1 protein-coding gene is annotated in these 307 nt (G+C 58.3%); it reads right to left on the reverse strand.

Going from position 1 to position 307, the window contains the following annotated elements; translation table 11 throughout:
• Positions 1-307: hypothetical protein (locus ACTHUR_RS21785; protein ID WP_440400895.1), on the reverse strand; the 307-nt coding region annotated here is incomplete at both ends.

Here is a 307-nt window from a genome sequence, read left to right on the forward strand (position 1 = left end):
GCGCCGGTATCACCTTTTTCGCCTTTTTCGCCAGCGGCGCCAGTGTCACCTTTTTCGCCTTTTTCGCCAGCAGCGCCAGTGTCACCTTTTTCGCCTTTTTCGCCAGCGGCGCCAGTGTCACCTTTTTCGCCTTTTTCGCCAGCGGCACCCGCGTCACCCGTTTCGCCTTTTTCGCCAGCGGCGCCGGTATCACCTTTTTCGCCTTTTTCGCCAGCGGCGCCAGTGTCACCTTTTTCGCCTTTTTCGCCAGCAGCGCCAGTGTCACCTTTTTCGCCTTTTTCGCCAGCGGCGCCAGTGTCACCTTTTT

The sequence above is a fragment of the Neisseria sp. P0021.S007 genome (genome assembly GCF_051956855.1).